Origin of the sequence: Staphylococcus gallinarum, from assembly GCF_000875895.1 — a bacterium.
GTDB classification, from domain to species: Bacteria; Bacillota; Bacilli; order Staphylococcales; family Staphylococcaceae; genus Staphylococcus; species Staphylococcus gallinarum.
On record NZ_JXCF01000008.1, the window covers coordinates 59246 to 83495 of the forward strand.

Below are 24250 nucleotides of genomic sequence, written 5' to 3' on the forward strand. Positions count from 1 at the left end.
ATTTAACGTCCATATCATTGTTATTCAAAAATGCTGTACATCTATGCAGCAAAAAAGACAATTCCTATCACAGTAAGATAGAAATTGCCTTTTATTCATATTAGCTAGAAGGCACTTCGTTTTATAAATGAGTGCATAAGCTAGAATTATTTTCTTTATGATTTTCGATGTTTAAATAGTTTATTTTTCATTGTAAATAAAAGTTCATAAATAACAGGTACGACGATTAACGTTAATACAGTCGAAGAAATTAATCCGCCAACTACAGTCGCCGCCATTGCTTTCGAAATAAGTATTGAACTATTTTCACCAAACAGCATTGGTATTAAAGCTGCAATTGTAGCTAATGCTGTCATTAATATTGGTCTAATACGTGTTGCCCCCGCTTCAATTAAAGCTGCTTTCATATCTAAGCCTTCATGTTGCTTATTAATCACTCTGTCAATTAGTACAATGGCATTGGTTACAACAATACCTATTAACATCAACATACCAATCATACTTGGAACAGAAATTGTTTCTCCTGTTATAACAAGTGCTATAACAACACCTATAATTGTATATGGTAGTGAGAACAAAATTGCAAATGGTGCTAAACCACCTTTAAATGTTAACACTAGAACCAAATACACAATGATAATTGCTGCTAACATAGCAACAGAAAGTTGAATAATTGCATTTGAAATATCTTCGTTCGCACCACCAACACTCGTTTTTACATTATTTGGTTTGTCTAATTTATCAACCTTAGACAATACTTTTTGAGACACTGTTCCAACATCACTTTGTGTAACTTTAGCTGAAACTTTTGTCGCATAATCTCCTGCTTTGGTCTCAATTTTATTAGGTGTAGATGATTTCTCTAAACTTGCGATATCACTTAATTGAATTGTCTTTCCAGTTGGAGTTTGAAGCTCGGTCTTTTCTAATTTTTCTTTTGTCCAATGTGTTTCTTTATCTTTCTTCACTTTTACATCAACTGATTTACCATTTTCTTTTACTTTTGTTATTGCTTGCTCTGGTGCATTCTGACTTAAAGTCATAGCTAATTGTGATGCAGATAATCCGTTCTCACTTGCTTTATTCTGATCTACTTTGACATTGTATTGCTCATAAGTCTCTATCAAATCAGATTTTACATTTGCTAGGCCTTTTGTATGTTCCATTTCACGTTCTATTGATTTCACAGTACCTTTAATTGCATCCAATGACGGACCTGTCACAGTAATTTCCAATTTGTTATTCGTTCCACCTGTACCCATGTCTTGATTAGACCATTCACCAGGATGATGGTAACGTTTGATATGGTTTAACACTTTATCAGGTTCTTCATCAAAATGAGGTGTGTCAGAATCATACTCAACCATTAGTGCCAGGCTATTTGAACTGCCCGTTGGATCAGTTGGTGTTTCTCCACCTACTGAATATTGTACAGTTTTAACTTTATCCTTATCATTCAAATAATTTTGCACTTTCTCTGCATGTTTTAAAACACTTTGCTTTGTTTCACCTGGTTTTGGAGTGTATGTCAATGCCATATATTTATCTTCACCAGTAGAAATAAAGCTCGTACCTAATTTGGCAGCACCTAATCCTATACTAAAAATTAATAACACTGTACTTACAATAATGACAATCCATTTATGATTGAGCGACCATTTGAGTATACGTTGATATTGCTTACTTACAATACCTAAATTTTCAGTACGTGGATGTTTAATACCCTTTTTAAATAAACTAGCACTTAATGCAGGTACTATCGTAATTGAGACCAGTAGCGATGCAAGTAAACTAAAGGCAATCGCTAAGGCAAACGGTCTAAACATCTGACCTACTGACCCTGATACAAATGCTAATGGTAAGAAGACAACGATTGTCACAATAGTGGATGACATAATTGGTTTAAATACTTCTCTCGTTGCATCTATAATTAAACTATCCCCTACTAATGCCTCACCTTTATCTGATAATCTACGATAGATATTTTCAACCACGACGATAGAATCATCAATAACACGTCCTATCGCTACAGTTAAGGCACCTAATGTAAGTATATTTAATGATACATTGCATAATTTCAATGCTACCATAGCAATTAGAATCGACATCGGTATAGATACTACTGATATAGCCGTTGTTCTAATATTTCTCAAGAAGAGTAGGATAATGATGATAGCAAAAATTGTACCTAAGATTGCCTTTTCAATCATTGTATTAATCGCGTCTTCAATCGGTTTAGCCGTATCCATAACTTTTGTATCTTTTAATTCAGGATTGGCTTTAACGAATTTGTCGATCTCTTTCTTAGTATCTTTAGCTACTTGAACTGTGTTTGCATCCTGTGCTTTAATCACTTGGACATTAACTGCATTTTTACCATTCGTTTTAGAAATTGATTTTCTTTCATCACCAATAGAAACACTAGCAATATCTGCTAATTTAACTGATGGTATTTTAGTTGATTGACTCGTGTTAGTAGCAGAAGTCCCTGTCATAGCATCCTGTCCACTAGCTGACGCATTACTTTGGTCATCGCCATTCCCAGATGTTGCACTTGCTGCAGATAATGGTATTTCTAAATTTTTTAGTCCATCGACAGAATTAAATTGTCCATCAATGACAATCGATTTCTCTTTATCATCAAATTGAAATAATCCCAGTGGTGTTTCACTTGTAGCACTCTTTATGTATTGTTGTGCACTATCCGCTGTCAAACCACTTTTTTCTAATGCGCTTTGTTTAAATTTAATTGTTACTTCACGTGTTGTTTGCCCATTTAATTGTGCGTTCTGTACACCATCAATGGTTTGCAATTTAGGTAATAATTGCTGTTCTAATTTTTTCGTCGTACTTTTTAAATCATTGTCTTTAGAAGTAAAAGAATACGCAACGATTGGAAAAGCATTCATCGTTTGTCTTTTTAGTTCTGGTTCCTCAACATTTTCCCCAAATTTGATCTTATCTAGTTCTTTTTTTAATTTATTTTCAGCACTGTCTAAGTCAGTACCTTCTCTGTATTCAACAGAAACAATCGATGCATTCTGTATGGATTGCGCACTAACATTTTTCACATCGGCCATCGATCGAATTTGTTCGTCAATCTTATCACTAATTTCAGTTTTAGTTGTCTCTGGTGTTGCACCCGGCATAGTTGTTTGAACTGTAATCATTGGTGTTTCAACATCCGGCAATAATTCAAGTTTCATTTTAAAGCTTGAATAAAGCCCGCCTAGAATAACGAGTAACACCATTAAAAAGATTGCAAATTTATTCCCTAGCGAGAACTTTAGCATCTTCTTTATCATTCCCATAGCTCCTCTCATTTTTTCACTAACAACATCAATTTACCACAATATCACAGGATGCAATATAGCTTTACTAAATTATTTTAAAAAGATTATCAATCTTTCTTAACTGCTACTATTTATTTTTCAACATAACAAAATCCCTAACATATTTGATAACGCTACATTGTAAGAACAATTGCTTAAACTAATGTATTGTTTCAAATCGCTAGGGATTATTTTTATCATTTGCTATATTATTTTCGCTTTAATTTTCTTGAAATATTAATTTTTGCTTTAATTTTCTTGAAATATTAATTTTTGCTTTGGTTAATTTAGGTTTAACATTTTCAATGACTTGGTAAAGTGGCTTGTTTAACACATAGTCAAATTCGCCGACTTTTTCACTTAAGTATGTTCCCCATACTTTTTTAAAGGTCCACAAACCATAATGTGATGAATCTTTATCTGGATTATTATCAGTTCCACCAAAGTCATAAGAAGTTGCACCATTTTCTCTTGCATATTGCATCATAGCAAATTGCATATGGTGATTAGGTAAAAAGTCTCTATAATCATTCGAAGATGCACCATATAAATAATAAGATTTTTTACCTGCAAACATAAGTAAGGCACCAGATAAATAAATGCCGTCTGGATGACTAGCTTCCAAGCCTTCCATTTCTGTAATAAGTTCCGTTGTTTTTGCTATCTTATTATCAGCATCATTGATTTTATTTAATGTTTTTTTATCTTGCTTTTTCTCACTTAATTTTACTTTTTCTGCTTCAATACCTGCTAATTCTTCACGTAATTCCTTTAATACAGGTTTAGGTTCCAATTTCACTAAGAATAACTCAGCATCGCCATCTGGATGTAACGCATCATAAATATTTTCAAAATAACTTATATCTCGCGTTAAGAAGCCATCTCTTTCACCTGTAATCTTCATTAAATTACTAAATGTCTTCAAACCTTCGCGATTTGAACGTTCAACAGTGGTACCTCGTTTTAAAGCCAATCTTACTTTAGAACGGTTTCGTCTTTCAAAACTTTGAATTAATTCTTCATCAGTCTTGTCGATTGGCGTAATCATCGTCATGCGAGGTTGAATATAATCTTTAGATAAACCTTCTTTAAAGCCTTTATGCTTAAAGCCTAATGCCCTTAGATTTGTTAAAGCTTCAGTTCCATGTTCAACTTCAACATCTGGATCAATTTTAATTGCATAGGCTTTTTCTTCTTTAGCAATTTGCATAGTGGCTTCTAATAATGTTTCTAATGCTAATTTATTACTATAATCAGTTACAAAGCCTCTCGAGATATAACATAACGTAAATGGTAGTTTGGGCACTTTTTTAAATAATAGTTGAGCAACTCCAACGATTTCTCCAGCTTCCCCAACTGCGACTCGTCTTGAATACCAACCCGTTAGTTTTTTTGTTTCTGCCCATTTTGTCAATTGTAATAAATCACCTTGCGGGTGAGCCTTTACAAATGCATCATGTTCTTGATTTGTGATATTCATCTTTTCCATAAAAACTGATGTCTCCTTTATCATTACAGTACATTAAGTATTATACATTGCTTCAAACATTCTTTCACATATTTACCATTCATTTGCTATACTATATTAAAAATTAAAAAAGAGGTAAAGGTAATGCGTATTATTATTTTAAGTTTACTATTAATTATCAATATTATTTTTATATTTCATGATATAACTCAAGCATTAACAGTTTCATTTTTAAGTATTAGAATTATTTTAGCATTTCTTAGTTTCGTATTATCCATTTTTCTATTATTATTGCGCGTCAATCGATATATCACGATATTGACAATCGTTACACTTCTCGTTTCAATCATTCATATAGCATTGATTGCGCACAGTGTATACCTTTATATCTACTAATCAGCTTCAAATTGATAATTGGCACCTCTAATAATCAACGTATATGACGAAGTTGTTTTATTATCTGTTAATTGAATCGTTTTATAACCTGAGTAATGTCCATCATTAATACGATAGATGATTGGGTCATTTTCCAACTTTAGATCTGAATAAGTTGCTGTTTCATCTACGATTTTCATGTTAAACCATTTACACCACTTTTCAACAGTGTGAGCACGCTCTGTACTATTAATAACGATTCCTTTAACAGTAAATTCTTTTTGTTTAAATGGTTCAATTTTTTTATTTCTAACTTCTTCAATCTCATCCCATTGAATAAAAAATGGCGGTTTAACTCTATAATCAGGATCCGCAATATATAATAATCTCCATGTTGTTTTATGACCCTTTTTATTTTCACGTTGCATATTTACCGGGCCAATGACCTCGACACCCTTTTCTTCCAAGTCACTTTTAACTTGATCGATATCTGATGTTTGAAATGCAATTGTCTTTAAACCTTGCTTATAGTCATCTTGTACTATCTTTGAAGGAAATGAAACACGTCCTTCTTCAGTTTTAATTATTTTTTGCAAAACTTCAGGTTTATTTACATCTAATAATTCAATATAAGTATTATTCAAATAAGCTAATCTGTTAAATGTACCTAATCGTTCGTGCTGTCCACCTTGATTTAATTTTAAAATGTGACCAGGATATTTAAAATCATTGAGCTGTTGAATATAGTGAATGATATGATCCAACTTTAATTCTTTCATAGACAATCCCCTAACCTTTAATATCTTATTAATTTTAACAAATAATAAGCTTTATTACCCGTCAAAACAATATTCAGTCGTCTTTTATTGTTATAAATTTCAATTGTTTATTCATTACCCTACTTGAATTATAGATAATCTAGTATTGCTTTATTTAAAGAATAGGTTTACAATATTAATTGTTATAAACAAGTTAGCTTAGCTAACTATTAGGGAGGATCATATGGATACAACTTTGCTTTTCAATCAATTAACTGGTGTTTATCGACCTTATATCAAACTATTTCAACCAGTATTTGATGACTTCGAACTCTTTCCTGCTCAATGGCTCGTGTTAAAAGATATATCTCAAAATGCACCTACAACGTTAGTTCAAATTTCGAAACGACGCGCTATAGAAAAGCCAACTACGCGAAAAATCCTAAAGGCTCTTTCAGAAAAATCTCTACTCATCATCGAACAAGGAAAAGATAAAAGAGAAAAAAAGCTATCCTTATCTGACGATGGAAGATTATTATTCTCGCAAATGAGCGAACGCATAGAAGGCATTCAGGATGAAATTATTAAAGAAGCAGGTATTTCAGCAGACCAACTCGCTGAAACATATCACACCATCCGCTTAATTCACGAACAAATTAATAAAATGGAGGAATCATAACATGTCTGATCGTTCAAATTTAAAGACACCAATTTGGACAAAAAGCTTTAATATTAACTTTATCACTAACTTTTTAGTCTACTTATGTATGTACTTGTTAATCGTTATCGTTGCCAGTTATACGAAAGAAGTTTATCATGCCTCTGACAGTGTTGCTGGTTTAGTGTCTGGATTATTTATCATTGGGTCACTTATCGGTCGATTTGCTACTGGTAAATATGTAAATAAAATTGGTCCTAAGCGTATATTATTAATAGGACTAGCTTTTCTCTTAATCACACAGCTTTGTTATTTTATTGAAGGTTCATTGTCTTTCTTAATGTTCACAAGATTAATTAATGGTATTGCCACAGGTATTACAACTACTGCAACTGGTACAATTGCAGCGTATGTAACACCTTCCGAAAGAAAAAGTGAAGGTATTAGCTTGTTCTCATTAAGCCTAGTCATAGGTGCTGCAATCGGACCATTCTTTGGCTTATTATTAATCAATAGTTTTCCAATCAAACTATTATTCTTTATTTGTTTAATTTGTGGTATTGTCAGCTTTATTATTTCTTTCTTCGTTAATGTGAAGTTTGAAATCACTAATGAAACTTTAACACCTACGACTAAGCGCAAAGGATTTAATCTTAGCAACTATATTGCAAAAGAAGCAGTACCCGTTGCCATTATTATGTTAATAGCTGGCCTAACATATTCATCTATTCTGACATTTTTACAATTTTTCGCTAAAGAAATTGATTTAGTCTCACTTGCAAGCTACTTCTTTATTTTCTATGCCATAGCATCATTAATAACTAGACCCATTGCCGGTCGATTAATGGATCAAAAAACAGAAAATGTAGTAGCGTATCCTTCGTTCATTTTGTTATTTTTAACATTTTTAGTACTAAGTTTAACGCATAGTGGCTGGATGTTAGTATTAGCTGGTCTGTTATTAGGTGCAGGATATGGTAATATTTCATCATGTATGCAAGCAATTGCCATTAAGGTATCACCACCGACTAAATATGGTATTGCCACTTCTACTTACTTTATTGGATTAGATTTGGGATTAGGATTTGGTCCATATGTACTTGGATTTGCTACATCAACTATGACATACGCTCAACTATACGGTGTCATGGCTGTTGTCGTTATCATTACCTTAATCATTTATTATTTAGTACATGGTCGCAAAGTAAAAGCCATGGAATCATATTAATTCAATAACAAAAAACGAGGGTTATCGATAATTTTCAAACCGATAACCCTCGTTTTTTACTTTAGTGAATATCCCGCATATAAACTAAAGTCTAATGTATTAATTTTCAACTTATTATATTAAGGAACGTTGATATGCTCAATTTCTTTAATAATGTCATGTAACGCTTCATGTTGTGTCTCATTATAGTAATAGAACACCTGACGCTCATCAGTCTCAGATCGTACTTTTGACAATAATTCCTTTTTATAAATTTTTCTAATTATCACATCAATTTTACTTGTGTCCCATAACATTTCAAAATGTAATGTGTCACGTAATTCCTTACCACTGATTTTTGTGGCTTCGTATACTTTATATAAAACCACAAATTCTTCAATAGATAAACCGTGCACTGACTTTAACCAATGCTTTAATTGACTTAACGCCCTTTCGGAAGTTATAAAATAAGATACTTTACTTTCCATAATGCGTGCCTCCTCATTGTCTTCTCTAGTTGTATTAATGGCTATTTTTAATGAATAAGCTTTTTAAATATTATATAACACTTTCTTCAATAAATCTATTATTTTAATTCAAATAAATAATTAAATTCTACTATTGGATTCTATTTATATACCCTATTATTCATATCACAATATTTTTGTATTACCTAAAATCTATAAATGTTATTTTAAATTATTACAAAATATGTAAACTTAACATGTAAATACATTGAATCTACCATAAAGTATTTACTTTCAAGTATGTAGAGCGACATCTTTCACACCTTTAAAAGTACTAAGTAAAAAATAAAACAGGAACACCTCGTATTAATTGGAGATGTTCCTTTTAATTTATAACTATTAAAGTTAAATTAGACACTTATGTGATTGTTTTAAATAAATAATATTAAGTGTATACTTATCCACCTATATAGTTCATATTTATTTTATTTCTTTTACGATTCGCTACAGTTTGTTCAGTACGTTCGTCAGAATACCGATTATCTCTTATTTTCCATAATGCTTTAAATTGATCTAATAGTGTTTCATCTGAGGCGCCTGAGCGCATAAGCGATTTGACATCAAACCCATCGACTTCACTAAATAAACATCCATAAAATTTCCCATCGGATGATAAACGTGCACGTGTACACGTACTACAAAATGATTGTGACACGCTTGTAATCAAACCAAATTGTACACCGTTATCTTTATGTCTATAGTACTTTGCTACTTCACCATAGTATTTAGGCTTTACCGCCTCTATATCAAACTCATTTTCAATCATAGATAACATTTCATCTTTAGTGACTACTTTACTAAAATCCCAACCATTATCATTACCAACATCCATAAATTCAATAAATCTTATTTCAATATTACGGTGTTTAAAATATTCAAGCATTGGCAATATTTGATTATCATTCACACCTTTTTGTATCACTACATTTACTTTGATGTGAAAACCAATCGACAGCGCATAGTCAATTTGTTCTAAAATGGTAGTCGCCTTAATGTTTCTATTATTTATACTTTGGAACACCTGATCATCTATTGCATCAAGACTAATATTCAGACGTCTTAACCCTGCATTATACAAGTTCAAACCATGTTTCTTAAGCAACAATCCATTTGTTGTCAAACCAATATCTTCAATGCCCTCAAGTTCGTTAAGTTTAGCTATCAGTTTATATAAATCACGTCTCAGTAACGGTTCTCCACCTGTGATGCGTATTTTTTTGACACCTAACTGCGTATAAAGTGCAGCAATACGTACCATCTCATCAAACGTTAATAATTCATCTTTAGGTAAAAAGACAAAATCATCACCGAAAATTTCCTTAGGCATGCAATAATCACATCTAAAATTGCAACGGTCAGTAACTGACAACCTTAAATCTCTAATAGGACGACCGAGTTTATCAGTTATTTGTTCAACCATATTCACAGGCCTCCTTATCTATTCAATATACGAAACTTTAAAGAGTCCAAATCTTGCTGATAGTTTATATTTTTGTACCAATATTCAGTCGAATCAATTTGATTAACATCTAACCAATCCGTTACGACTTGATGATAAACATGCTTCAGACTGTAATCGTCAGAAGTTAAGGCCGCTTCTATCTGTTCCATAGTCCTTGGATGATAAAATGCAATCGTTGGTATAGGTTGTTCACCTTCTTTAAAACCAGCGACATCAAGTTGGTCATCAATTAAATGTTCCACCATAAATTGATAGAGCTTACTTACTGCCTTTTGAGTAATCATAGGCGTATCGACCGAAATCACGAAGAATAATTCTTCTTCTTGATAAGTTTTCATAGCTGCATGAATACCTGCCAAAGGCCCTTTATTTTTATGTTGTGCTTCATCTACTAGAATATGTGGATAGTCAAATTTATCCTGTAACTGATCATTTGTACTAATAATAATTTGATTAAACATATTCGTAGCCTCTAATACATCGATGATTCTACGATAAAATGGTTGTGAATCAATCTCCGCAAAAGCTTTAGGTTCACCGAATCTCTCTGATTGTCCTCCGGCAAGTATAATTGCTTTCATTTCTCTCTTAACCTCCGCTAACTGGTGGAATTAATGCGACTGTATCATTTGATTGTACAATGTCGTCATCCTTTACAAACTCTTCATTTACTGCAATCTGAAACTTCACCTTTGCAATTTCTGGATAACGTTCTATGATATGTTGTACAAATGATTTCACAGTAATATCATAACTTAAATCAATTTCTTCATCGTGCTTATCCAATAATTCCCTAAGTTCTGCAAAATAAAGTACCCTCATCGTTTAACACCTTCCTACAGAATCTTCATGCTTACCACGTTGGTCACCTTGCCATTGTGCACCATCTTCCCAGATTTCTTTCTTCCATATTGGCACGATGGCTTTGATGCGTTCAATTGCATATTCATTTGCTGCATATGCATCTTTTCTATGTGGTGATGACACACTAATTAATACTGCTATGTCCGAAATATTTAATGGACCAATTCTATGCACAATCGCAGTAATTGTACCTGGCCATTGCGCTTCAATTTCATCACCAATTTGCTTTAATTTTTTCTCTGCCATTGGTATATACGCTTCATATTCAAGATATTCAGTTCTAATACCTTTTGTCCACTCACGAACATGCCCCGTAAATACTACAACAGCACCTTGCTTTTCATTTAACACAAATTCCCGATATTGTTCTGTCTTGATAGGTTGAGTTACAATTTCGAATTGTTTCATTCTATTTCATTCCTTCTTGTATATACGCTAATAACCACTTATCATATTGTGCTAATGCTTGTTGATCATCTAAATTGATTCTATATTTAATATTGGTAAGTTGGTTCAACTGCTTTAATTCATCAGTATCTCTATAGACAACTACTTTAGGAAAAGTAGCATCTTTGTATCCTTCTACCAATATAATGTTAGTGTCTATTGTAACAGATTTTCTGATAATTTCAGTCAAAGTTTGCTTAGGACTCCGACTTACTGTTTGTTGATAATTGACACCTTGGACAATGCTTTGATCTGCACCTGCTTCAAAATGTTTCATATGATCAACTTCTGCACTTTGCAATTTAATATCCTGTAATTGATTATCGTGTTCGCCACCATGATGTTTAATAGTTACAACTGTATAGTTATTTAACTTTAGCTGTTGAATCGTATGACTCATTAATGTCGTTTTACCTGATTTCTTATATCCAACAATTTGTATTATCATAATGTTAAATCATACTCTCTACTGTCAGATTCTGTCAGTATAACGTCAACAGTATAGCCTTTTTTATAACCTCTAGTCCCGCCTGGCAACATTATCATGGCATTACTATGAGCAATTGCTACAACAGCTCCAGATTTATTAAATCCTGAAGGCGTAACAGTCATTTGGTGACCATCAAATGTTGTTGTTGCACGTATAAATCTTGTAAATGGGTTCGGTTTTGTGAAGTCTTCCATTAACGTTGCGCGAACTACTTGTGGGTACACTGCCTGTGCCCCTGTCATCTTTAAGACAGCAGTTCTCACAAATAACTCAAAGCCTGTATAGCAAGCAGAAGGATTACCTGAAAGCCCAAATAAATATTTCCCTTGTGCTACGGCAACTGTCGTAACACTACCAGGTCTCATAGCAACCTTGTTAAACAAGACCTTTGCCTCTAAATGTTGATAAATTTGTGGTAAATAATCGAAGTCACCAACAGATACACCACCTGTAGTGATAATAATATCGTGCTGTTGCAGTGCATTTGTAACAGTTTCTATACTGGTATCTAAATCGTCCTGTTGAATTTTATAAGTTTCTATTGTTAATCCAAGATTTTGTGCTAATGCACTAATCATAGGCCCATTAGAATTTCTGATTTTTCCAGGCTCTAATTCATCTCCGACATCTAACAATTCACTACCTGTAGCAATAATAGCTACGCTTGGTTTATTATAAACAGGCACTTCTGTATAGCCGTAAGTTGCTAATACTGCGATGGCACCAGCATTAATACGTTGTCCTTTTTGTAAGACAATGTCACCCGTCTTAGTCTCTTCTCCCTTAATAGAAATATTTTCTAAAGCATCAAATTGCTTACGAATCGTAAATCCTGACTCGTATTCGGTAGTTTGCTCTAACATAACAACAGCATCTGCGCCTTTAGGAATAGCAGCACCTGTCATTATACGTACAGCCTCATGTTCACCTACTGATTCGTTAGATACTGCTCCCGCTCCAATGTGATCAATTACTTTAAAGAAGATTCTGTTATCTCCTGATGCCTTTGTTGTATCTATACTTCTAAGTGCAAAGCCATCATAAGGAGACTTGTCGAATCTCGGTATATCGTATGTAGCAACAATATCTTCGGCAAGTATATAGTTCAAGCTTTCAGATAATTTTACATTTGTGATATCCATTAATATAATTTCATTAACAATACGTTTAATTGCCTCACTTACAGGGATAGGCGTTCTCTTTTCTACTGGCATACGATCTACTCCTTATAACTTATAATTTCATGGTATACTAAAAATGTTTAGGAGGGATAACTGTGTCTCAATTTACACATATAAATGAGCAAGGTAATGCTAAAATGGTAGACGTTTCAGACAAAAAAATCACAAAACGTACAGCTACTGCACACTCTAGCATTACAGTAAACGAAGAAATCCACACACAAATTGTCGAACATACGAATGATAAAGGGAATGTCTTAAACACTGCACAAATTGCAGGTGTCATGGCAGCAAAGCAAACATCAACTATCATTCCAATGTGCCATCCTCTACCATTGACTGGCATTGACATTCAATTTAATTGGCAACAAAACCAAGCCGATTATACATTAAATATTCAAGCTACTGTTTCTACCACAGGTAAGACTGGCGTAGAAATGGAAGCACTCACTGCTACCTCTGTTACAGCACTCACGATTTATGATATGACTAAAGCATTAGACAAAGGTATGATTATTGGTGAGACTTATTTGCTAACCAAGACAGGCGGTAAATCCGGTGACTTTCAACGCGAACAGTAATTTAATATAACAGTTCATACCTCGAATTGATTGTTCGAGGTATTTTATTTTGTTAGTTCTTTAATCAAATGTGTAATTTCAGGTTTAATTAGTTCCTCTATTGCCAATTTCACGGCACCAGTTGAACCTGGTAAGCAAAAAATCAACTTATCATTGTGCGCACCTGCTATCGCCCTCGACAACATTGCCCTTGTCCCTACATCCTTGACATAACTTAAATATCTAAACAATTCTCCAAATCCTTCGATCTGCTTTGTTAAATACGGACTTACCGCTTCGATTGTTACATCTCTTTGAGCAATGCCCGTCCCACCTGTTGTTATGATGACGTCTAAATCTGTCGCTAACCAATGCTCTATTTGAGACTCTATAGCAATTTTGTCATCTTTGACAATTTTGTAATATTCTGTAGAAATTGTGATACCTATTTCAGAGAGCAACGCTTGCACTAATTTACCACCTTTATCCGTATCATAATTTCTAGTATCCGATATCGTTAATACACCACATTTAATTGGTCGATTTAACTTAACATTCGTATGCATAATGCAATTCCTCCTATGTTAGCCAAATAATTGATTAATTAAGGTTTTCGCCTCATTCGGGTTAGTCATTCCGTGAATGAGCATTCGTCCACCTTTGAAACTTACGATTTGATGCTCTTTGTATTTAAACCTTATCATATACGGGTTACTTTGATAGTTAATATGATTTCTAATTAAAAATGATTCTAATATTTCCTGGGTTATATTATTATTTTGATATTGTACTGTGTCTCTACCACACAAAGTCGCATAATCTCGACTAGTAGCATGCAAGTATGGATATGTTGGATTTTCACCACAAGTAGGACAAGTTGAGCGACTCATTTTGGCAAAGCCAAATGAATGATGTGTACCTTCCCATAAATCACCATAAGTTAATTTAGGAGATAATTCCGCATCTAAGATAATCTTTAACGCATCTCTCATCTGTAAGCTCGTCGTCATTGTCACTGCTGGTTGAATAACGCCTACCGTATCACAAGTCATGTTTATCGTTGGTATATTAGGAACAAGGCAATTAAAGCACGGTGTCTCACCTGGTATAAAAGGCGCTTCCACATATGTACTTTGTACAACACCACCATAAATCCAAGGCACTTTATTTAAATATGCAAAGTCATTTATGAGCTGTCGTGTCTCAAAGTTATCTGTCGCATCTAAGATCAAATCAATTTGTGTTGCATGCAGTTCTAAAAATCGTGCATCGACATGAGCAATGTGTTGATGAATCACAACATCAGAACGAATTGCTTTAAGATGGTTGTTTGCGGCTACCACTTTAGGCATATATGACGAAGCATCCTGTTCTGTAAACAAAGTCTGGCGTTGCAAATTACTAAATTCGATATAATCCCTGTCTACAATTGTAATTTCACCGACACCAGTCCGTACTAAACTTTCTGCTAAATGTGTTCCTAATGCACCCATTCCTATAATCAGCACATGTTGCTTTAATAACTGTGCTTGACCTTGTTGTCCAATATTCTTATATAAAATTTGCCTAGAATAACGTTCGAAATCCACCATTATAAACTCCTCTACACATCAATTGTATCTATTATAAATCTTGCACTTCAATGTAACAACGTTTAGTAATTATATAAAATAAAAATAAGTGAATTCCCTAATACAATTATAGTCGCATAACTCACTTATTCAGTGAACAGTCATTTGCCATACTTTGACACACTTACAACACCTTTTAGCTTGTGTTATAGATAACAAAATTAAAAATGTATTAAATTGTTTACTTTAAAGAATATCTTTCGAAATACTGTTCATGGTACAATATATAAGATTTGATATGGAGGTGGATAAATGGCACGTTCAAAGGGCTATGAAGAGCAATTAGAAAAAGCAAAAGATATTGTTATTAATTCTATTGGTGAAACAATGGACTTATATGGTGTAAATAGAAGTGTAGGTAATTTATATGGAACGATGGTTTTTGAGCAAAAAAGTATGACATTGGATGAAATGCGTTATGAATTGCAAATGAGCAAACCCAGCATGAGTGCAGGTGTAAAACGATTGCAAGAATTTGACGGCGTGAAACAAGAATTTATTAGAGGGAGTAGAAAACAACATTTTACTGCCGAAAAAGATTTCTTCACCTTTTTTGGAAATTTCTTTTCACAAAAATGGAAACGAGAAATCAAACTTAATTTAGAAGCCATACATAAAGCCGAAGCCATTCTTAATCCAATCATTCATTCGGAAACAGCAACTACTGAAGTAAAAGAAGAAGCCTATGAAGTTTTAGAACAGATTGAGCATTCAAAGGTTTATTATGATTGGCTCTCAACACTTAGCAAAGCATTAGCATCTGGTAAAATATTCGATTACTTCCCAATTCCAGATAACAACCAAGATTAAACACTGACATCTAACAATTCGATTTTCGACACATAACCTTAAAGCTATACTAAACGCTATATAGTGGTTTTTTATAAATTAGAATAACTTAAATGGAAATTAAATAGTATATTGTCAGGAATATTTTCCCAAGAGAAAAGTCGGCAACTGAGTTTTTACAATTTCAGTTACCGACTTTTTATTTAACATACGCCACTTAATTAGCTACGATGCTTAAATGATCTAATCCTGCTTTTCGATTTTCTCGATATATACACGTTCATTATTCAATCTACTGTGTATATGGAACTATTACATGCTTAAATGGCACAATATTAAAGTTATATAACTTCAACACATCTTTATTATGACCAGATTAACTTCTGATAATGAGTTATATTTTATAGCTATAATTCATGCTTTAAAGTAATAATTTCATCCGCCAACGTTTCTGCTTCATAATGTGAATGTGTAACAAAGATAATAGGTATTTTCCATAAATTGAATATTTGTTTAACTAAGTCAATGCTTTCATTTTTCGTATTATCATCCAAACTTGAAAAAGGCTCATCTAACAATATTAAATCAGGTTTCGTAGTCAATGCACGTGCAAGTGCAACTCTTTGAGCTTCTCCCCCTGACAAGCTGCTTGGGTATTGACTTGTTAAATGCGCAATATTTAATTGCTTAGCTAATTCTGTGATATGTGAAGAATGTCGTGACATAAAGGTTAAATTTTGCATCACTGTCATATTTGGAAATAATTGATAATCTTGAAATAAATACGCAATACGTCGTTGTTGAATTTTCACTTGAACGCCTAGTTCAGTATCTGTTAACACACGACCATTAACTTTAATGTAACCTTTGGCAGCCGGAGTTAACCCCGCAATAATATTTAACACTGTTGTTTTACCAATACCAGAAGGACCTGTTAGCGCATATATTCGCGGTTGCTCATCGTTAATATTCACTTTCAAACGATAATCTCTAACCTGTTGGACTATATGAATATCTATCAATTAAGTCCCCTCCTTAAAACGCTCTCTATGCATAAGGTTTATCGTGCCAATTACAGTTATAGCAAATGCCACTAATACAATAACCCATAACCATGCTTGATTTTCCTTGCCCTGTTCTACTAAAAAATATATCTCAAGTGGTAATGTGTTCGTCTTATTTGGAATATAGCCAGCAACCATCAGCGTCGCGCCAAATTCGCCAATCGCTCGTGCGAAACTCATCATTACACCTGATAACACAGCGCGCTTAGATAACGGTAATGTTAACTTGAAAAATATTTTTAACTCACTGGCTCCCATAGTTCTTGCAGTATTCAGCATCTTCGTATCAATATTACGAAACCCTTGCACCGTATGTTGATACATCAATGGCAAACTAACAATCGTAGAAGCTATGATTGCACCAGTTAAGGTAAAGACGACAGGTATATGGAGTACTTGTGTAAAAAAATGACCTAGCGGATACTTTGGCGAAAAGATAATAAGCAATATAAAACCCATAACGGTAGGAGGCAATACAATAGGCAACACAATAAAGCTCTCTATAACTCGCGCCATTACACCATGCCTTTGATATAGCCATCTTGCAATGAGAATACCAAGTATTAATACAATCAGTGTACTCGATATAGCTACTTTTAAAGATATCCAAAATGGAGTAATATCTGGCATCTCGTTAACCTCCTACTTTATGCTTCAAATTTATATTTCTTCAAGATTGATTTCGCTTTATTTGTTTTCAAGAAATCTACCCATTCTTTTGCCATCTTCTTATTAGATGTTGTAGCCGCTTTATAAATAATTGGCTTTTTCAACTTAGCATCAGCAATTTCTTTAACTTTATCATTACCATTCTGTTGATTTTGATATAAATCTGTTTTATATACATAACCGAGTTGCGCATTACCTTTATCAACATAATTCAATACCTGTCTGACATCTTTAGCATAAACAATATGATCTTGTACTTGCTTATATAACCCTTGTGATTTCAAATATTGCTCTGCATATTTCCCAGCTGGTACTGATTTCACTTCTCCTATTGCTAATTTATCTCCTTGTTGTAAATCACTAACTTGATGATACTTATGTTTATCATCACCGATTAATATTAATTTGTTTTTTGCGTAATTATATGTATGATGCGCTTTATTTTGCTCAGTTAAAGCGTCGACATCCTTTGTATTAGCAGACATTAACACATCGGTTGGCGCACCTTTTTCTATTTGTTGTCTCAGCGCACCAGAACCACCATAGTTAAAGCTTATATCAACATCTTTATGCTGTTTCTCAAATGCTTGCTCTAAATCTTTTGTAACATCTGTTAAACTAGCTGCAGCAGAAATTTGTAACGTTTGCTTTTTATTTTGGCTACTTTTTTTGTTGTCACTCTTTTGTGCAGATGAATTCGAACAGCCAGCTACAATGACACTTAATACTAGGACCATTATCAAAAATGGTTTGTAATATTTGTTCATATTTAATACCCCTTCCTTTGTGAATTATTATATTCCTCTTTTTTAAAAAACAAAAGGGTAACTAAATTAACAATTTATAAAATAATTTTCACTAAATGAATTTTTAATCATACTTTCAATACTAATTGCTAAAAAATTCACAAAAAAGCTTGCCAAAAAATGTTTTTGACAAGCTCAATGATATTTTATTGAGTGCTTTCTAATGTGTGAATAAAGCGCATAAATGCATTCTGTCCTACTTCAGTTTGTTTAAATACACCAGCATCCTCTAACACGCGTTTAAATTTATAGCCTACTTCTTTGTCTACAATTTCATCAACATTAGACTTATTTATACTATAATTAGCTTTCATTGTATCCGCCCATGATTGATGGATACCTAAATCAATATAATTATCACCTAATAAATAGGCTTTGACATGTTGTAGCTCTTCCTTCAATCTGCCAGGAAGGATTGCTGTGCCCATTACTTCGATTAACCCTATGTTTTCTTTCTTGATATGTTGAACATCTTGATGAGGATGAAAAATTCCATCTGGGTATTCATTAGACGTCTGATTGTCTCTTAATACAACATCTAATTCATATAAACCATTACGATATCTTGCAATTGGTGTTATGGTATGATGTCTCTCACCATTATTACTAAACGCTTTAATTTGGACAGTTTCATCAGAATAACGATTCCAACCATCCATAATAAAAGTAGCCGCTTCGATAAGTTCATTTTTATCTGCGCTTTTCAATCTAATGACACTCATCGGCCATTTTAAAATACTAGCCTCAACACTAGGAAATTGGACTAGCGAAAAACGGTCTAATTCACGTGCTTTATCCATAGGGAATGTATGTCTTCCAGTTTGATAATGGTTATGTGACAATATCGAACCACCAACTAATGGAATATCAGCATTAGAACCTATAAAGTAATGTGGAAATTGATCAATAAACGCCAGTAAATTTTTAAATGTTTGCTTATTAATTTTCATTGGTTCATGTTGTTCCGACAACACGATACTATGTTCTTGAAAGTATGCATAAGGAGAATATTGAAAACCAAAGTGTTCATTATCTAACTCTATTCTTATAATACGGTGATTGGTACGCGCAGCTTGAAGCACAGAACCTTTATACCCTTCATTCTCAATACACAATGCACATTGTGGATATGCTGAACTTTTTGCTTCTTTCGCTAAAGTAATCTGTTTAGCATCCTTTTCTGGTTTAGATAGGTTAATCGTAATTTCTATATCCCCATATTCCGTCGACACTTCATAATTAATATTGTTCGCTATGGCATCTTCTTTAACATAATGATTTAGCTTTGAAATTTCATAAAAATAATCTGTCGCATTTTGAGGTGCTTCCTTATAGGCTTCAAAGAATCGCTGATTAATCATTGATGGTTTAGGTGTTATTAAATCAAGAATTTGTGCTTCAATTATTTCTTTATTGTATAAAGCATCTTCAATCATTTGTTGCTCAATTGCCTGTTGAATCCAATACTGAGTAATATCATTTGGAGAAGGCGCGCTATTGATTGAATCAGGCATTGACAATTTTTGATCAATACCTTCTGCATTTAATATTGCTAACAGACGATTTTGTATATAAATAGCATCTTCATTTTCGAAATCACCATACTTAATTGCAAATGCCACAAAGCGATTTACGAGTTGTTGCTCTAATAACATCTTTTATCCCTCCGTATCTTCAAGATAACCATTAGGATTTTGATTATGCCAAGCCCAAGCTGAAGCTATAATGTCATTAATATCATCATGTTGCGGTTGCCAACCAAGTAACCTCTTAGCTTTATCACTAGAAGCAATCAACTTACTTGGATCACCTGCTCTTCGCTCTCCTACTTCGGCTTTAATTGGTTGTTGCGTCACTTCTCTTGCTGCCTTTAAAATTTCAAAAACTGAGTATCCTTGGCTACTGCCTAAATTAAAGGCACCAGATTCTCCACCACTTTGTAAATATTTAAAGGCTAAGATGTGCGCATCGATTAAATCAACTACATGAAGATAATCCCTAATACATGATCCGTCTGGTGTATCATAATCATCACCAAATATCGTCAAATGATCTCTTTGACCTAAAGCAACTTCAAGAACAATAGGAATAAGATGTGTCTCTGGTCTATGATCTTCACCAATCGAACCACCCTCTTTAGCACCAGCCACATTGAAATAACGTAACGCCGCATAATTTACACCATATGCTTCATGACTCCAACGCATCATTTTTTCCATCATTAATTTACTTTCACCATATGGACTAGTAGGCGTTTTTGAATCATCTTCTGTAATAGGTACGTTGTCTGGCTCACCATATACCGCTGCAGTAGAAGAGAAGATAATATGTTCTACTTGATAATCATACATAACCTCTAATAATACCTGTAGACCTTGTACATTATTATTAAAGTATGCTAATGGCTTTTGAACAGATTCTCCTACTAACGAATATGCACAAAAATGAAACACACCTTCAATTTGATGTTGTGAAAATACATTAGTTAAGAAAGCTTTATCTCTAATATCTCCTTCATAAAATTGCGCATCTTTATGAACCGCATCTCTATGCCCCGTTCCTAAGTTATCAACTACAATTACTTCAAAGTCTTGTGAAATGAGCTGATCAACAGCATGACTACCAATATAACCGGCTCCACCCAATACTAATACAGACATCATAAATCTCCTCCTCTTTATATCGTTAGTTCTTTAACGCCTTCGCTAATACCTACATGATAAAATGATGGTAGATAACCTATATCATCCTGGTATTTTTGGGATACTTCAGATTCTAGTTGCTTAATACTATCTTTATGTACTAGCGCAATTGCACAGCCAGCAAACCCTGCACCAGTCATTCTCGCTCCTAATACACCTTCTACCTTTTGTGCCGTTTCAGCTAAAGTATCTAACTCTTTACCTGTTACTTCATAGTCATTTTTCAATGAGTTATGTGATGCATTTAACAATTCACCAAAGGTTGTAAAATCACTTTGTTCTAATGCTTTGAACGCTTGTTTTGTACGTTCATTTTCAGTGACTGCATGTCTTGCACGGCGCAATTCAACATCATTTTCAATTAAATATTGATGTGCTTTAAATTGCTCCGTTGACAATTCACCCAATGCTGCTATATCTAATTTTTGTTTTAATGCTTCTAGTGCCGATTCACATTCTGCCCGACGTTCATTGTACTTACTCTCCGTTAAATTCCGACGTTTATTTGTATTCATTATCGATATGACATAATCACCAAACTTCGCTGGTACATAGTCATACTTTAACGTTGCTGTATCTAACATAATTGCATGTTCAGCTTTACCCATGCCAATGATAAATTGGTCCATAATACCTGAATTCACGCCCATAAATTTATTTTCAACTTGCTGACCCATTTTTATTAATTCTAACCTTGATAATTCTAAATTAAATAATTGTCTTAGTAGCCAACCTGTTAATAATTCAATAGATGCTGATGAAGACAAGCTTGCACCATTTGGAATATTACCTTCTACAAGCATATTAAAGCCCTGAGTAATATGTGGAAATTGTGCTTTCAAGTATTTAATAATTCCTTTTGGGTAATTGGCCCAATCATGCGTATCATCAAATTCTAGCTCATTTAGCGAAAAGCTAATCATCCCCTTATCTTCAAAGTTATTTGAAAATAATTGCACCATATCATCTGAACGCTTTGACACTAAACCATACGTACCTAATTCAATTGCAGCAGGAAAAACATAACCCCCATTATAATCAGTATGTTCACCAATTAGATTAATTCTCCCGGGCGCAAAAGCTGCAACATCTGCCCTGCTATCAAATAACCGTTCGAATTGTTTATGCATTGCTTGTAACATCATCCATCCGCTCCTTATTGTGTGACGCACTTTCGTCCGTAACATTATTTTATTTCAATATAGTAAACTTAAAATGAGTTTACTTGTTTACTAAATGTTTTGTCAATGAACTTCATTCAATGCATCGTTTTGAAGGTTGTACGTTCATTTAATTGCGCCTCCACTACAACGTGAATTGCAATTTTACGTGTTTTATTTATACGTTCTTCAGCCATACGCACAGCTGTTCTACCAAATTCATCAACCGGTATATGTACCCCACTAACTGATGGAACGGCATATTGAATGACTTCTAAATCATTAAAGCTTACTAATTTAACTTCATCAGGTAATTTAATATTTTCACTTTGTAACTGTTGTAAAATACCAATAGCAACCATATCATTACCAGCTATTAACACATCTGGCAAAGTATCTTCAGCTATAAAACGTTGTACTGCTAATTTGCCATCCTCTTGTTCCCAGCCACTCATTATCGGCAAGGCATCAATATGATGGTCTTCACACCATGCTGTATAAGCTTCATATCTAGGATCTGTGTTATATAATTTAGCTTCCCCTGCAAGATTCCTAACTGTATGGGTACCACCTACATATGCTACTCGCTTTAAATTCATTTTCTCAATTTCATTTAATAATGTTGTCATGGCATAATGTAAATCTGAATAGACGGCATCTATAGATTTAGGTGTATTTGGATTATTAATAACAACAATATTATTATTGTGTGCTTGTAATTCGATAATCGCTGCTTCTGAAAAGTTACCTACCACGATAATTGCTCCAGCCTTTTCAACTTTATCGAAATCTACAACACCACTACTCCCATCAATTCTAATAGTACGTTTCAATGATAAATTGAGTCGTGTTACTTCTGCTTCAATAGCTAATCTAATTTCTCTGTAATATGGATCTGACATTTCCTTAGCTCGTGAAGCATATGTGATGATTTGAATTGTCTTGTTTTTACGTGATACCTTTTGATATTGCATGCGTTTAGCCACATCATGAATTCTCTCTCGTGTTGTTGCTGCAACAGACAGTGTTGGATCATTATTTAACACACGGGACACAGTACCCGGACTCACATTTGCCTCTTTTGCTATATCTCTAATACTCGCCATTGTATCACCTCATATTGTTTACTTTAAGTTTACTTGTTTACTCTTTAGGTATCAACCATTTACATTACCGATTGTTTTTTCTACTATTGGTACAATTAATCTGTTTTATTTTTTTACATTTAAAAATAAGTTACACTTAGTAAATGAAAAGAAATGAGGTGTACTTATGCATGAAGATGTCTTAACTAATCAACCCATTGTACGTTATGAACAAGGCGCATTAATCCAAACAACAGATCATTATGTTACAGAATTCCCATTAACTATCATGGTAAATGGCTCAGAATTTGCCACTGTTATTTGTAGTCCTAATCACTTAGAAGAGCTAGTGCTAGGTTTTTTAGCATCTGAAGGTGCCATATTGAAAAGTACAGATTTGAAATCTATTCAAATTGATGATAGTAAGGGCTTTGCTCATGTCCATCTAAATAAAGAACTAGGTGAGCGTTTTGAATATTCTACGAAGCGAACCATTGCTTCATGTTGTGGAAAAAGTCGTGCTTTTTACTTTCAAAACGATATGGCTGTTGCCAAGACTTCACTCTCCGACATCACCTTAACACCGACTCAGGTATTAAATATGATGACAAGATTACAAAGTGCAAGTAAGGTATTTAAACAAACAGGTGGATTGCATAATGCTGCAATCAGCGATGGTGAAACATTCTTTGAACACCGCCAAGATATCGGTAGACATAATGCATTAGATAAACTATATGGATATTGCATACAAAGACATATACCCGTGCGCAATAAAGTATTGATCTTTAGTGGTAGAATCTCATCCGAAATATTAATCAAGGCTGCAAAGATTGGAGTAGGCATGATACTATCAAAATCTGCTCCTACTACATTAGCCATCACATTAGCTCAAGATTTGAATATAACAGCAGTCGGTTTTATAAGAGATGGTAACTTTAATGTATACAGCCATCCAGAGCGCATAAAAGCTGTAGACGCTAACGAAACTTAAATTCCGAATGCATCTACAGCT

25 protein-coding genes are annotated in these 24250 nt (G+C 33.7%); 6 read left to right on the forward strand and 19 right to left on the reverse strand.

All coding sequences use genetic code 11. The features are described from left to right. Positions 1 to 155: 155 nt before the first annotated feature. Together SH09_RS07845 and SH09_RS07850 are read right to left on the reverse strand one after the other, a co-directional pair. Positions 156 to 3305 carry an efflux RND transporter permease subunit gene (locus tag SH09_RS07845; protein WP_042739094.1) on the reverse strand — a complete coding sequence of 1050 codons (3150 nt, stop codon included), beginning with the start codon at positions 3303 to 3305 and terminating at the stop codon, positions 156 to 158. 247 nt (positions 3306 to 3552) lie between these two features. Then, positions 3553 to 4821, reverse strand: a complete 1269-nt coding sequence (locus SH09_RS07850; RefSeq protein ID WP_042739095.1) for a lipid II:glycine glycyltransferase FemX — start codon at positions 4819 to 4821, stop codon at positions 3553 to 3555. 123 nt (positions 4822 to 4944) lie between these two features. Here SH09_RS07850 and SH09_RS16985 point away from each other — a divergent pair, with 123 nt between their 5' ends. Beyond that, entirely contained in the window at positions 4945 to 5196 is a 252-nt protein-coding gene (locus SH09_RS16985) for a hypothetical protein (RefSeq protein WP_042739096.1), read from the forward strand. On the opposite strand, the gene SH09_RS07860 is transcribed toward SH09_RS16985, so the two are convergent. Beyond that, positions 5193 to 5954, reverse strand: coding sequence for a VOC family protein (locus SH09_RS07860; protein ID WP_042739097.1), 762 nt, complete (start codon positions 5952 to 5954; stop codon positions 5193 to 5195). The two genes, SH09_RS16985 and SH09_RS07860, sit on opposite strands and share 4 nt — an antisense overlap. Positions 5955 to 6177: 223 nt before the next feature. Here SH09_RS07860 and SH09_RS07865 point away from each other — a divergent pair, with 223 nt between their 5' ends. Both SH09_RS07865 and SH09_RS07870 read left to right on the forward strand, forming a co-directional pair. After that, on the forward strand, positions 6178 to 6612 hold the full coding sequence (locus SH09_RS07865; protein ID WP_042739098.1) for a MarR family winged helix-turn-helix transcriptional regulator: 435 nt from the start codon (positions 6178 to 6180) through the stop codon (positions 6610 to 6612). Position 6613: 1 nt separating this feature from the next. Next, entirely contained in the window at positions 6614 to 7819 is a 1206-nt protein-coding gene (locus SH09_RS07870; RefSeq protein WP_042739099.1) for an MFS transporter, read from the forward strand. 119 nt (positions 7820 to 7938) lie between these two features. Here the strand turns inward: SH09_RS07870 and SH09_RS07875 are convergent, their stop codons facing one another. The 7 genes from SH09_RS07875 to SH09_RS07905 all read right to left on the reverse strand — a co-directional run bounded on the left by SH09_RS07875 (position 7939) and on the right by SH09_RS07905 (position 12802). Next, a complete protein-coding gene (locus SH09_RS07875) occupies positions 7939 to 8286 on the reverse strand; it encodes a SarA family transcriptional regulator (RefSeq protein WP_042739100.1) in 348 nt (115 codons plus the stop codon). A 436-nt stretch (positions 8287 to 8722) separates the two neighbouring features. Further along, a complete protein-coding gene (moaA, locus tag SH09_RS07880; RefSeq protein ID WP_042739101.1) occupies positions 8723 to 9745 on the reverse strand; it encodes a GTP 3',8-cyclase MoaA in 1023 nt (340 codons plus the stop codon). Positions 9746 to 9759: 14 nt separating this feature from the next. Next, positions 9760 to 10368, reverse strand: a complete 609-nt coding sequence (gene mobA / locus SH09_RS07885; protein ID WP_042739102.1) for a molybdenum cofactor guanylyltransferase MobA — start codon at positions 10366 to 10368, stop codon at positions 9760 to 9762. Positions 10369 to 10375: 7 nt separating this feature from the next. Next, on the reverse strand, positions 10376 to 10609 hold the full coding sequence (moaD, locus tag SH09_RS07890) for a molybdopterin converting factor subunit 1 (RefSeq protein ID WP_042739103.1): 234 nt from the start codon (positions 10607 to 10609) through the stop codon (positions 10376 to 10378). Between the two features lie 3 nt (positions 10610 to 10612). Then, positions 10613 to 11059 carry a molybdenum cofactor biosynthesis protein MoaE gene (locus SH09_RS07895; protein WP_042739104.1) on the reverse strand — a complete coding sequence of 149 codons (447 nt, stop codon included), beginning with the start codon at positions 11057 to 11059 and terminating at the stop codon, positions 10613 to 10615. A 1-nt stretch (position 11060) separates the two neighbouring features. After that, positions 11061 to 11546 carry a molybdopterin-guanine dinucleotide biosynthesis protein B gene (gene mobB, locus SH09_RS07900; protein WP_042739105.1) on the reverse strand — a complete coding sequence of 162 codons (486 nt, stop codon included), beginning with the start codon at positions 11544 to 11546 and terminating at the stop codon, positions 11061 to 11063. Next, on the reverse strand, positions 11543 to 12802 hold the full coding sequence (locus SH09_RS07905; RefSeq protein ID WP_042739106.1) for a molybdopterin molybdotransferase MoeA: 1260 nt from the start codon (positions 12800 to 12802) through the stop codon (positions 11543 to 11545). Before SH09_RS07905 ends, mobB begins: the two co-directional genes overlap by 4 nt. Before the next feature lie 62 nt (positions 12803 to 12864). Between SH09_RS07905 and moaC the strand changes: the two genes are divergently transcribed. After that, positions 12865 to 13350, forward strand: a complete 486-nt coding sequence (gene moaC, locus SH09_RS07910) for a cyclic pyranopterin monophosphate synthase MoaC (protein ID WP_042739107.1) — start codon at positions 12865 to 12867, stop codon at positions 13348 to 13350. A gap of 44 nt (positions 13351 to 13394) precedes the next feature. Here the strand turns inward: moaC and SH09_RS07915 are convergent, their stop codons facing one another. Both SH09_RS07915 and SH09_RS07920 read right to left on the reverse strand, forming a co-directional pair. Then, positions 13395 to 13895, reverse strand: coding sequence for a MogA/MoaB family molybdenum cofactor biosynthesis protein (locus SH09_RS07915; protein ID WP_042739108.1), 501 nt, complete (start codon positions 13893 to 13895; stop codon positions 13395 to 13397). A gap of 18 nt (positions 13896 to 13913) precedes the next feature. Beyond that, a complete protein-coding gene (locus SH09_RS07920; RefSeq protein WP_119199073.1) occupies positions 13914 to 14918 on the reverse strand; it encodes a ThiF family adenylyltransferase in 1005 nt (334 codons plus the stop codon). A 294-nt stretch (positions 14919 to 15212) separates the two neighbouring features. Here SH09_RS07920 and cudC point away from each other — a divergent pair, with 294 nt between their 5' ends. Continuing rightward, a complete protein-coding gene (gene cudC / locus SH09_RS07925; RefSeq protein WP_042739110.1) occupies positions 15213 to 15770 on the forward strand; it encodes a choline uptake/conversion transcriptional regulator CudC in 558 nt (185 codons plus the stop codon). A 386-nt stretch (positions 15771 to 16156) separates the two neighbouring features. Here the strand turns inward: cudC and SH09_RS07930 are convergent, their stop codons facing one another. From SH09_RS07930 to SH09_RS07960, 7 genes are all read right to left on the reverse strand, one after another. Continuing rightward, entirely contained in the window at positions 16157 to 16771 is a 615-nt protein-coding gene (locus SH09_RS07930) for an ATP-binding cassette domain-containing protein (protein WP_042739111.1), read from the reverse strand. After that, positions 16772 to 17443 carry a molybdate ABC transporter permease subunit gene (gene modB / locus SH09_RS07935; RefSeq protein ID WP_042739112.1) on the reverse strand — a complete coding sequence of 224 codons (672 nt, stop codon included), beginning with the start codon at positions 17441 to 17443 and terminating at the stop codon, positions 16772 to 16774. 17 nt (positions 17444 to 17460) lie between these two features. Next, complete coding sequence (gene modA / locus SH09_RS07940; protein WP_042739113.1) at positions 17461 to 18249, reverse strand: molybdate ABC transporter substrate-binding protein; 789 nt, start codon at positions 18247 to 18249, stop codon at positions 17461 to 17463. A gap of 185 nt (positions 18250 to 18434) precedes the next feature. After that, complete coding sequence (galT, locus tag SH09_RS07945) at positions 18435 to 19943, reverse strand: UDP-glucose--hexose-1-phosphate uridylyltransferase (RefSeq protein ID WP_042739114.1); 1509 nt, start codon at positions 19941 to 19943, stop codon at positions 18435 to 18437. A 3-nt stretch (positions 19944 to 19946) separates the two neighbouring features. Next, positions 19947 to 20948 carry a UDP-glucose 4-epimerase GalE gene (galE, locus tag SH09_RS07950; RefSeq protein ID WP_042739150.1) on the reverse strand — a complete coding sequence of 334 codons (1002 nt, stop codon included), beginning with the start codon at positions 20946 to 20948 and terminating at the stop codon, positions 19947 to 19949. A gap of 17 nt (positions 20949 to 20965) precedes the next feature. Then, positions 20966 to 22132, reverse strand: coding sequence for a galactokinase (locus SH09_RS07955; protein ID WP_042739151.1), 1167 nt, complete (start codon positions 22130 to 22132; stop codon positions 20966 to 20968). Between the two features lie 116 nt (positions 22133 to 22248). Beyond that, positions 22249 to 23256, reverse strand: a complete 1008-nt coding sequence (locus tag SH09_RS07960; RefSeq protein WP_042739115.1) for a LacI family DNA-binding transcriptional regulator — start codon at positions 23254 to 23256, stop codon at positions 22249 to 22251. A 166-nt stretch (positions 23257 to 23422) separates the two neighbouring features. Between SH09_RS07960 and fdhD the strand changes: the two genes are divergently transcribed. Continuing rightward, positions 23423 to 24229 carry a formate dehydrogenase accessory sulfurtransferase FdhD gene (gene fdhD / locus SH09_RS07965; protein ID WP_042739116.1) on the forward strand — a complete coding sequence of 269 codons (807 nt, stop codon included), beginning with the start codon at positions 23423 to 23425 and terminating at the stop codon, positions 24227 to 24229. The last annotated feature ends 21 nt before the right edge of the window (positions 24230 to 24250 follow it).

Coding starts and splice junctions, on each gene's coding strand:
- mobB (WP_042739105.1), bottom strand. CDS start 11,546: ATGATAATACAAATTGTTGGATATAAGAAATCAGGTAAAACGACATTA.
- SH09_RS07865 (WP_042739098.1), top strand. CDS start 6,178: ATGGATACAACTTTGCTTTTCAATCAATTAACTGGTGTTTATCGACCT.
- SH09_RS16985 (WP_042739096.1), top strand. CDS start 4,945: ATGCGTATTATTATTTTAAGTTTACTATTAATTATCAATATTATTTTT.
- SH09_RS07870 (WP_042739099.1), top strand. CDS start 6,614: ATGTCTGATCGTTCAAATTTAAAGACACCAATTTGGACAAAAAGCTTT.
- galT (WP_042739114.1), bottom strand. CDS start 19,943: ATGTTATTAGAGCAACAACTCGTAAATCGCTTTGTGGCATTTGCAATT.
- SH09_RS07895 (WP_042739104.1), bottom strand. CDS start 11,059: ATGAAACAATTCGAAATTGTAACTCAACCTATCAAGACAGAACAATAT.
- mobA (WP_042739102.1), bottom strand. CDS start 10,368: ATGAAAGCAATTATACTTGCCGGAGGACAATCAGAGAGATTCGGTGAA.
- SH09_RS07850 (WP_042739095.1), bottom strand. CDS start 4,821: ATGGAAAAGATGAATATCACAAATCAAGAACATGATGCATTTGTAAAG.
- moaD (WP_042739103.1), bottom strand. CDS start 10,609: ATGAGGGTACTTTATTTTGCAGAACTTAGGGAATTATTGGATAAGCAC.
- galE (WP_042739150.1), bottom strand. CDS start 20,948: ATGTCTGTATTAGTATTGGGTGGAGCCGGTTATATTGGTAGTCATGCT.
- moaA (WP_042739101.1), bottom strand. CDS start 9,745: ATGGTTGAACAAATAACTGATAAACTCGGTCGTCCTATTAGAGATTTA.
- SH09_RS07905 (WP_042739106.1), bottom strand. CDS start 12,802: ATGCCAGTAGAAAAGAGAACGCCTATCCCTGTAAGTGAGGCAATTAAA.
- SH09_RS07915 (WP_042739108.1), bottom strand. CDS start 13,895: ATGCATACGAATGTTAAGTTAAATCGACCAATTAAATGTGGTGTATTA.
- SH09_RS07860 (WP_042739097.1), bottom strand. CDS start 5,954: ATGAAAGAATTAAAGTTGGATCATATCATTCACTATATTCAACAGCTC.
- fdhD (WP_042739116.1), top strand. CDS start 23,423: ATGCATGAAGATGTCTTAACTAATCAACCCATTGTACGTTATGAACAA.
- SH09_RS07955 (WP_042739151.1), bottom strand. CDS start 22,132: ATGTTACAAGCAATGCATAAACAATTCGAACGGTTATTTGATAGCAGG.
- SH09_RS07960 (WP_042739115.1), bottom strand. CDS start 23,256: ATGGCGAGTATTAGAGATATAGCAAAAGAGGCAAATGTGAGTCCGGGT.
- modA (WP_042739113.1), bottom strand. CDS start 18,249: ATGAACAAATATTACAAACCATTTTTGATAATGGTCCTAGTATTAAGT.
- SH09_RS07845 (WP_042739094.1), bottom strand. CDS start 3,305: ATGATAAAGAAGATGCTAAAGTTCTCGCTAGGGAATAAATTTGCAATC.
- SH09_RS07875 (WP_042739100.1), bottom strand. CDS start 8,286: ATGGAAAGTAAAGTATCTTATTTTATAACTTCCGAAAGGGCGTTAAGT.
- modB (WP_042739112.1), bottom strand. CDS start 17,443: ATGCCAGATATTACTCCATTTTGGATATCTTTAAAAGTAGCTATATCG.
- cudC (WP_042739110.1), top strand. CDS start 15,213: ATGGCACGTTCAAAGGGCTATGAAGAGCAATTAGAAAAAGCAAAAGAT.